General features: G+C 60.8%; 8 protein-coding genes and 1 rRNA gene. 1 reads left to right on the top strand and 8 read right to left on the bottom strand.

What is annotated here, in order from left to right; translation table 11 throughout:
- The 7 genes from ACFC25_RS17975 to ACFC25_RS17945 all read right to left on the bottom strand — a co-directional run.
- A 16S ribosomal RNA gene (locus tag ACFC25_RS17975) occupies positions 1-471 on the bottom strand; the annotation flags it as partial.
- A 669-nt stretch (positions 472-1,140) separates the two neighbouring features.
- A complete protein-coding gene (gene rpsN, locus ACFC25_RS17970; RefSeq protein ID WP_015938870.1) occupies positions 1,141-1,446 on the bottom strand; it encodes a 30S ribosomal protein S14 in 306 nt (101 codons plus the stop codon).
- Positions 1,447-1,449: 3 nt separating this feature from the next.
- Positions 1,450-1,617 carry a 50S ribosomal protein L33 gene (gene rpmG, locus ACFC25_RS17965; RefSeq protein ID WP_013602737.1) on the bottom strand — a complete coding sequence of 56 codons (168 nt, stop codon included), beginning with the start codon at positions 1,615-1,617 and terminating at the stop codon, positions 1,450-1,452.
- Positions 1,617-1,853, bottom strand: coding sequence for a 50S ribosomal protein L28 (gene rpmB, locus ACFC25_RS17960; protein ID WP_104043693.1), 237 nt, complete (start codon positions 1,851-1,853; stop codon positions 1,617-1,619). The genes rpmG and rpmB overlap by 1 nt, the downstream gene beginning before the upstream one ends.
- Before the next feature lie 276 nt (positions 1,854-2,129).
- Entirely contained in the window at positions 2,130-2,891 is a 762-nt protein-coding gene (locus ACFC25_RS17955) for an SGNH/GDSL hydrolase family protein (protein WP_376047612.1), read from the bottom strand.
- Positions 2,892-2,906: 15 nt separating this feature from the next.
- Positions 2,907-4,199 (bottom strand): hypothetical protein, encoded by a 1,293-nt coding sequence (locus ACFC25_RS17950; RefSeq protein WP_376047610.1) that lies wholly within the window; start codon positions 4,197-4,199, stop codon positions 2,907-2,909.
- Positions 4,200-4,256: 57 nt separating this feature from the next.
- The gene (locus tag ACFC25_RS17945) at positions 4,257-4,736 is read right to left on the bottom strand and encodes a MarR family transcriptional regulator (protein WP_337352704.1); all 480 of its coding nucleotides are present in this window, start codon (positions 4,734-4,736) and stop codon (positions 4,257-4,259) included.
- A gap of 81 nt (positions 4,737-4,817) precedes the next feature.
- On the opposite strand from ACFC25_RS17945, the gene ACFC25_RS17940 reads away from it, so the two are divergent.
- Positions 4,818-5,105: a YciI family protein gene (locus ACFC25_RS17940; protein WP_337348996.1), complete on the top strand. Its 288-nt coding sequence runs from the start codon at positions 4,818-4,820 to the stop codon at positions 5,103-5,105.
- On the opposite strand, the gene ACFC25_RS17935 is transcribed toward ACFC25_RS17940, so the two are convergent.
- Positions 5,102-5,947 carry an SGNH/GDSL hydrolase family protein gene (locus tag ACFC25_RS17935; protein WP_337348995.1) on the bottom strand — a complete coding sequence of 282 codons (846 nt, stop codon included), beginning with the start codon at positions 5,945-5,947 and terminating at the stop codon, positions 5,102-5,104. The genes ACFC25_RS17940 and ACFC25_RS17935 overlap by 4 nt on opposite strands.
- Between the last annotated feature and the right edge of the window lie 53 nt (positions 5,948-6,000).

Genomic DNA, 6,000 nt, shown 5'->3' with positions numbered 1-6,000 from the left:
TTCTGCAGGTACCGTCACTTTCGCTTCTTCCCTACTGAAAGAGGTTTACAACCCGAAGGCCGTCATCCCTCACGCGGCGTCGCTGCATCAGGCTTGCGCCCATTGTGCAATATTCCCCACTGCTGCCTCCCGTAGGAGTCTGGGCCGTGTCTCAGTCCCAGTGTGGCCGGTCACCCTCTCAGGCCGGCTACCCGTCGTCGCCTTGGTGAGCCATTACCTCACCAACAAGCTGATAGGCCGCGAGTCCATCCAAAACCACAAAAAGCTTTCCACCCCCCACCATGCGATGAGGAGTCATATCCGGTATTAGACCCAGTTTCCCAGGCTTATCCCAGAGTTAAGGGCAGGTTACTCACGTGTTACTCACCCGTTCGCCACTAATCCACCAGCAAGCTGGCATCATCGTTCGACTTGCATGTGTTAAGCACGCCGCCAGCGTTCATCCTGAGCCAGGATCAAACTCTCCGTTGAAGTAAAACAAAAACGAACACAACACAGCCACCACGGGAAAACGCGGCAACCACACTGCAAAATTTGAAACCAGCTGTAAAAACCAAACCACACCACAGGGGCGGCACGATCTGGCCAAAACAACCAATCAAAAAACAATTGGTATCAACAAACTTGGCACACTATTGAGTTCTCAAACAACAGACACACCCGGCACCACCACAACCAAACAACAGCCATGGATCGCTCCGGAGCAACTTTTCAAACTTACCCGGTTTCCAGCCCCGATGCAAATCCGTATTTCAGGATCTATATCGGCAGGAACCCGTTTCCCACCTCATTGAGGCACTCTAATGAGCTACCAGAATTTGGTCTTGAATTTGGGGGTTTGGCCGCCCGCGGTAACCAGCTCTTCGCTGTCTCCCTCGCGGCGACTTAGAAAACAATACACCCACTCAACCCCCACCGCAAATCCACCCTCGAAGGGGTCCTAAACCCCGCCGTTGCGCGCCAGGACGGCCCATTGGTGCACCCGGCCGCCCAGCCGCCGTCGTACTTTCCTCCTGTGGGCTGCAACACAGCAATCCAGCCGTGTGCGTACAGCCCGGGAGGGCAGCGCTTAAACGCAGAAGGGCCGGCAACCAAATGGTTGCCGGCCCTTCTCAAGCAGCTGGAATCAGCGGTGCTGGATTACCAGGAAGACTTGGTGATGCCCGGGAGCTCACCGCGGTGAGCCATGTCGCGGAAGCGAACACGGGAGATACCGAACTTCTGGAAGGTACCGCGGGGACGGCCGTCGATGATGTCGCGGTTACGCAGACGGATCGGGGAGGCGTTGCGGGGCAGCTTCTGCAGGCCGAGGCGTGCAGCTTCGCGTGCTTCGTCGGTTGCGTTTTCGTCAACCAGGGTCTTCTTCAGCTCGAGGCGCTTTGCAGCGTAACGCTCAACGATGACCTTGCGCTGCTCGTTGCGAGCAATCTTGGACTTCTTAGCCATGGTTTAGCGCTCCTCTCGGAATTCGACGTGCTGGCGGATCTTGGGGTCGTACTTCTTCAGAACCATGCGGTCCGGGTCGTTACGACGGTTCTTGCGGGTTACGTAGGTGTAACCCGTGCCCGCAGTCGACTTGAGCTTGATGATCGGACGTACGTCCTTGTCCTTAGCCATTAGAGCTTCACTCCCCGAGCAAGGATAGAGGCGACGACTACGTCGATGCCGCGTACGTCGATGGTCTTGATGCCCTTTGCAGAAACCTGCAGCGTGACATTACGGCGCAGGGACGGAACCCAGTAGCGCTTTTTCTGGATGTTCGGATCGAACCGACGCTTGTTGCGGCGGTGCGAGTGCGAAATGCTGTGCCCAAAGCCCGGCTCGGCTCCGGTCACTTGGCAGTGTGCTGCCATGACTTCTCCTCAAAGAATTGAATGTAATGATCCGCATATCTGCTGCAGGATCATGCGTGTAAGTGCGACCCAAAGTGATCAGGGTGAACGGTTAGTCACGCAACTTGAGCCCCTAACTACCGGCTACCCTGGAGAAATTTACCGGGCCACCGGAGCAATTGCGCACGCTCCGCGCACTTAGCGCCTACCAAGTCTACGAGTTCAGGCAATTAAAGACCAATCCCGGCCGCGATGGTGTATAGGCGCCTCCTGCCACACCATCCCGGATTCCCCCGTTTAGGGGCGTATCAGCTGGGCATATTTCGGCGCCAGGCCGTCGCCGGAGGACTTGCCCGTAACGCGGCGGACCACCCACGGGCCGGCGAATTCCTTGACCCAGCGGGCATTGGCGCGGAGGGCGTCCACCCGGCCGAGTTCGGGTACCGGCGTCATGGGCGGGACCTCGATGGAGTGGTCGTGTTCGAGCACATCCAGGACGCGCCTGGCCATGTTCGCGTGTCCGGCGGCCGACATGTGCATCCGGTCCTGGGCCCACATACCCCAGTCGTAGTACTCGTTGAAGCGCCAGTAGTCCACCAGCAGGGCGCCGTGGTCCCCCGCTATTCCCCGGACCAGCTCGTTGTAGATGGCGGTGCGTCCCCGCATGGTGCTGAAGACCTTGGAGCCGCGGGCGTCGAACCCAGTGAACATGACCACAGTGGCACCCGTGGCGCTCAGTTTGCGGATCCCGTCGTCGTACTCGGCGAGCAGGTCGTCGATGTCGATCCGCGGCCGAAGGATGTCGTTGGCTCCGGCATAGATGGTCACCAAGGTGGGTTGAAGTTCGACGGCGGCGTCCACCTGTTCGGCCATAATCTGGCGGAGTTTCCGGCCGCGGATGGCAAGGTTGGCGTAACCGAAGTCCGGGTTCGCTGCGGCGAGTTGCTCTGCCACCCGGTCGGCCCACCCGCGGACGCCGTTGGGCCGGGTGGCGTCCTCGTCGCCTACCCCTTCTGTGAAGGAGTCACCAAGGGCTACGTACCGGGCCGAAAAGTCCATAGCGTCAGTGTGCCATCAGTTGCTGGGAGCAACCAAGTGCTGTTCCGATCCGGGTTCGGTAATGACCGGCTGGCTGCGCCGGCCCGTTTGCAGTGGTCGCGCCATCCTGGACAGAGCCACCACTGTCCACCACAAAAGCATGACCAGCAGTGCGTTGCGTACCGTCAGCAGCAGGGCGGCCCCGGGATTCAGGGCATAAATCAGCTGTTTGTATAGCAACGGATAGACAAGGGTGGTGAGGACCGCAATCGCGCCGACGGAGATTGCGGGCACGGCCCATTTCCGTCCACTCATGGCAACGCCAACGCTCACCACAGCAACGAGCCACAACATGAACTGCGGGGAGCCCACCTTGTTGAACACGATCATGGCGGAGACCAAGGCCAGGGCGCCGACCATCAGGACTTCCTGGCGGGGAGCGCCCCGACGGACAGCGGCAAGGATGAGGATGGCGATGAGCAGCAGGCTGGCGGCAAGGAGGGGGTTCATCAAAGCACCCACGTGATCCGCCAGTTCGCCGCGGATTTCCATCGTCACGATCGCAAAGTTCGGATGCACAACAGTTCCGAGGCCCAGGACGGCCTGCCATAGTCCAGGGGTGGTCAGGGGAGCCTCAAGCTGCATACCCCGTTCGCCGTGCGCCTGGATGAAGCCAAGCAGGTTGCGGGCGCCTCCGCCGGCTAAAACTCCAGCCACCATGAATGCAGACACTGCTGCGCCAGCCAAAACAACCTTGAGCCATGCTTTGCTAGACAAGACCAGGGCGAGCACCACAGCCGCGGGCCAGACCTTGATCCAGGTCGCCACGGAAAGCACAGCGGAGGCTATCGCCGGGTGGCTGACTGCCAGTACCAGGCCGACTACCACTATGGGGGCGGATACGCCGTCCACCCGCGAGAAGCTGAGCGGACCCAGCACGGCGGTCAGGATGATCCATAAATACGCCGCTTGCCAGCCGAATTTGATTGCCGGGTGTACCAGGAGCGACGCCATGGCCCCTAAGTTCAGGACAGTGCACAAAAGAAACCACCCGAGCATGTACTGGCCTGGCCCAAAAACGCTGGCGGCAAGCATGGGGAACATTGCTCCGATCGGGTAAACCCAGGGAACGTCGACACCTTGCCAGGTCCCTTCGTCCAGGCCCAGGAAAGCCCAGTCGCGGTAAAGGCTGACGTCCTCGTACGTCTCCCCCGCCGCGATGCGCGGAGTGAGCAAGAGCAGGAACAGGAAGTGCATGGCGACAAAGGCGGCCAGGACGCTGCTTTTTCTAGCTAAGAAGTCGACCGGACCAGACTTTTGTGCGTACATGGAGAAGCTCTCTGTTCAGGGTTTGTAAGCGGGGAGAAGCTGGATTGCCGGTAACGTTCAGGATTCGCGGAGGATCCAGTGATCGTCATCCAGGCGGGCCACGATTTTCTCGCCGATCCTCGCCAGGTCCGCCACGTCCCGCTCCGTGAGCGCGTCGAGGAACTTCGCCCGGACAGCTTCCACATGTCCAGGTGCGAGCGCCACCAAGGTTGCCATGCCGGCGTCGGCCAGGTGCGCCGTGGTGACTCGTGCGTCTCCCGGGTGCGGCCTCCGCTCCAGCCAGCCGCGCTTCTCCAGCTTGGTGACCACATGGGACAGCCGTGACAATGAGGAACTGGTGCGGGCCGCAAGTTCGCTCATGGGGAGGAAACGTCCCTCGGCCTCGGAGAGCATCGCCATGACGTTGTAGTCGAACAGCGACACTTTGCCTGCGGCGTGCAGCTGGGTATCCAAGGCCGCCGGGAGCATGGTGTTGATGCTCAGGAGGGCCAGCCAGGCACGGCGTTCATCGGCGTTGAGCCAGCGCGGTTCGGTCATGTGCTCATTGTAGAAGCTGCAGGTGGTTGAGAGTTCAACTGACGCACGGGTGCGGTGGGCGCGTCCCGGTAGGCTGACCCTATGTTTGTTGTCTCGTTGACCTACAAGGTGCCCCAGGACATCGTGGATTACCACCGTGCGGCCCACATGGCCTGGGTCAAAGAAGCGTTCGACGCCGGCATCTTCCTTGCGTCCGGACGCCGGGTTCCTGCGGTGGGCGGCGTGCTGCTTTCAAGCGTGGACCGCGCCACCCTTGATGCATCGTTGGCCCGGGACCCTTTCTTCAGCAACGGTGTGGCCGAGTTCGAAATCATCGAATTCAAAGCCACCAGCGTGGCAAAAGGCTTCGAGAACCTGCTGGAAGCCTAGGTAGGACGGGCCTGCGCCGGCTGTTCCCCAGCAATTTTCTTCAGGCCGCCCTTCCGCGGCACCGTCACCGGCTCGGGCCAGCGCGGGCTGAGGGCATCACCCAAGGTAATGCCCCTGATCTTGCGTCCGAACAGTGGCAGGACCCAGTCATTGACCCAGCGGCGCTGGCGCCTCTCCCATTCGCGCAGGCTGGGCCTGGCGGGCGGGTCCCATTCCTTGGGCTTGATCTTGTGGGGAATACCCAGCTGATCCAGGACCTGTCCGGCCAGATACTTATGGCCTGCTTTAGACATGTGCAACCGGTCTGAATCCCACATGCGCCGGTCGTGGAAAGCGTCCAGGCACCAGTAGTCCACCAGGACGGCGCCGTACTTCGCAGCAATCTCCCGCACACCCTGGTTGTAGACAGTGTTCCGCTTCTTCAGGGGTTCCAGGAGGGCGGAGACCTTGACGTCGAACCCAGTGAACAGGACCAGCGTGGCACCAGTCCCGGCGAGGCTGGCTACCAGTTTTTCGTAGTCCTCCATCAGCGCCGCCATGTCTGTACCCAGGTCCAGGATGTCATTTCCGCCGGCGTACAACGTGACAAGCGTGGGCCGCATCGCCAGGGCGGGTTCGAGCTGTTCACCAATGATCTGCCGGAGCCGCTTGCTCCGTATGGCGAGGTTGGCGTACCTCCAGCCAGGCTCAGCCTTGGCCAGTTTCTCGGCTACCCGGTCTGCCCAGCCCCGCACGCCGTTGGGCAGGCGTTCGTCCCGGTCCCCCACGCCCTCCGTAAATGAGTCCCCCAAGGCGACAAAGACACGCCGCCCACTTGAGGGAAGCAAAGAATCAGCGCACACCCCGCCACCCTAGGCAACGAAGACAACGCCAGGGTTAACGGCAAGCGACAGGA

Source organism: Pseudarthrobacter sp. NPDC055928, assembly GCF_042270935.1.
In the GTDB taxonomy this organism is placed as follows: Bacteria; Actinomycetota; Actinomycetes; order Actinomycetales; family Micrococcaceae; genus Arthrobacter.
The sequence above is the reverse complement of the archived record's forward strand: the minus strand, read 5'-3'. Positions and strand labels throughout refer to the sequence as shown.

Excerpts from the sequence above, each read along its gene's own strand:
- rpsN (WP_015938870.1), bottom strand. The coding sequence starts at position 1,446 with ATGGCTAAGAAGTCCAAGATTGCTCGCAACGAGCAGCGCAAGGTCATC.
- rpmG (WP_013602737.1), bottom strand. The coding sequence starts at position 1,617 with ATGGCTAAGGACAAGGACGTACGTCCGATCATCAAGCTCAAGTCGACT.
- rpmB (WP_104043693.1), bottom strand. The coding sequence starts at position 1,853 with ATGGCAGCACACTGCCAAGTGACCGGAGCCGAGCCGGGCTTTGGGCAC.
- ACFC25_RS17955 (WP_376047612.1), bottom strand. The coding sequence starts at position 2,891 with ATGGACTTTTCGGCCCGGTACGTAGCCCTTGGTGACTCCTTCACAGAA.
- ACFC25_RS17950 (WP_376047610.1), bottom strand. The coding sequence starts at position 4,199 with ATGTACGCACAAAAGTCTGGTCCGGTCGACTTCTTAGCTAGAAAAAGC.
- ACFC25_RS17945 (WP_337352704.1), bottom strand. The coding sequence starts at position 4,736 with ATGACCGAACCGCGCTGGCTCAACGCCGATGAACGCCGTGCCTGGCTG.
- ACFC25_RS17940 (WP_337348996.1), top strand. The coding sequence starts at position 4,818 with ATGTTTGTTGTCTCGTTGACCTACAAGGTGCCCCAGGACATCGTGGAT.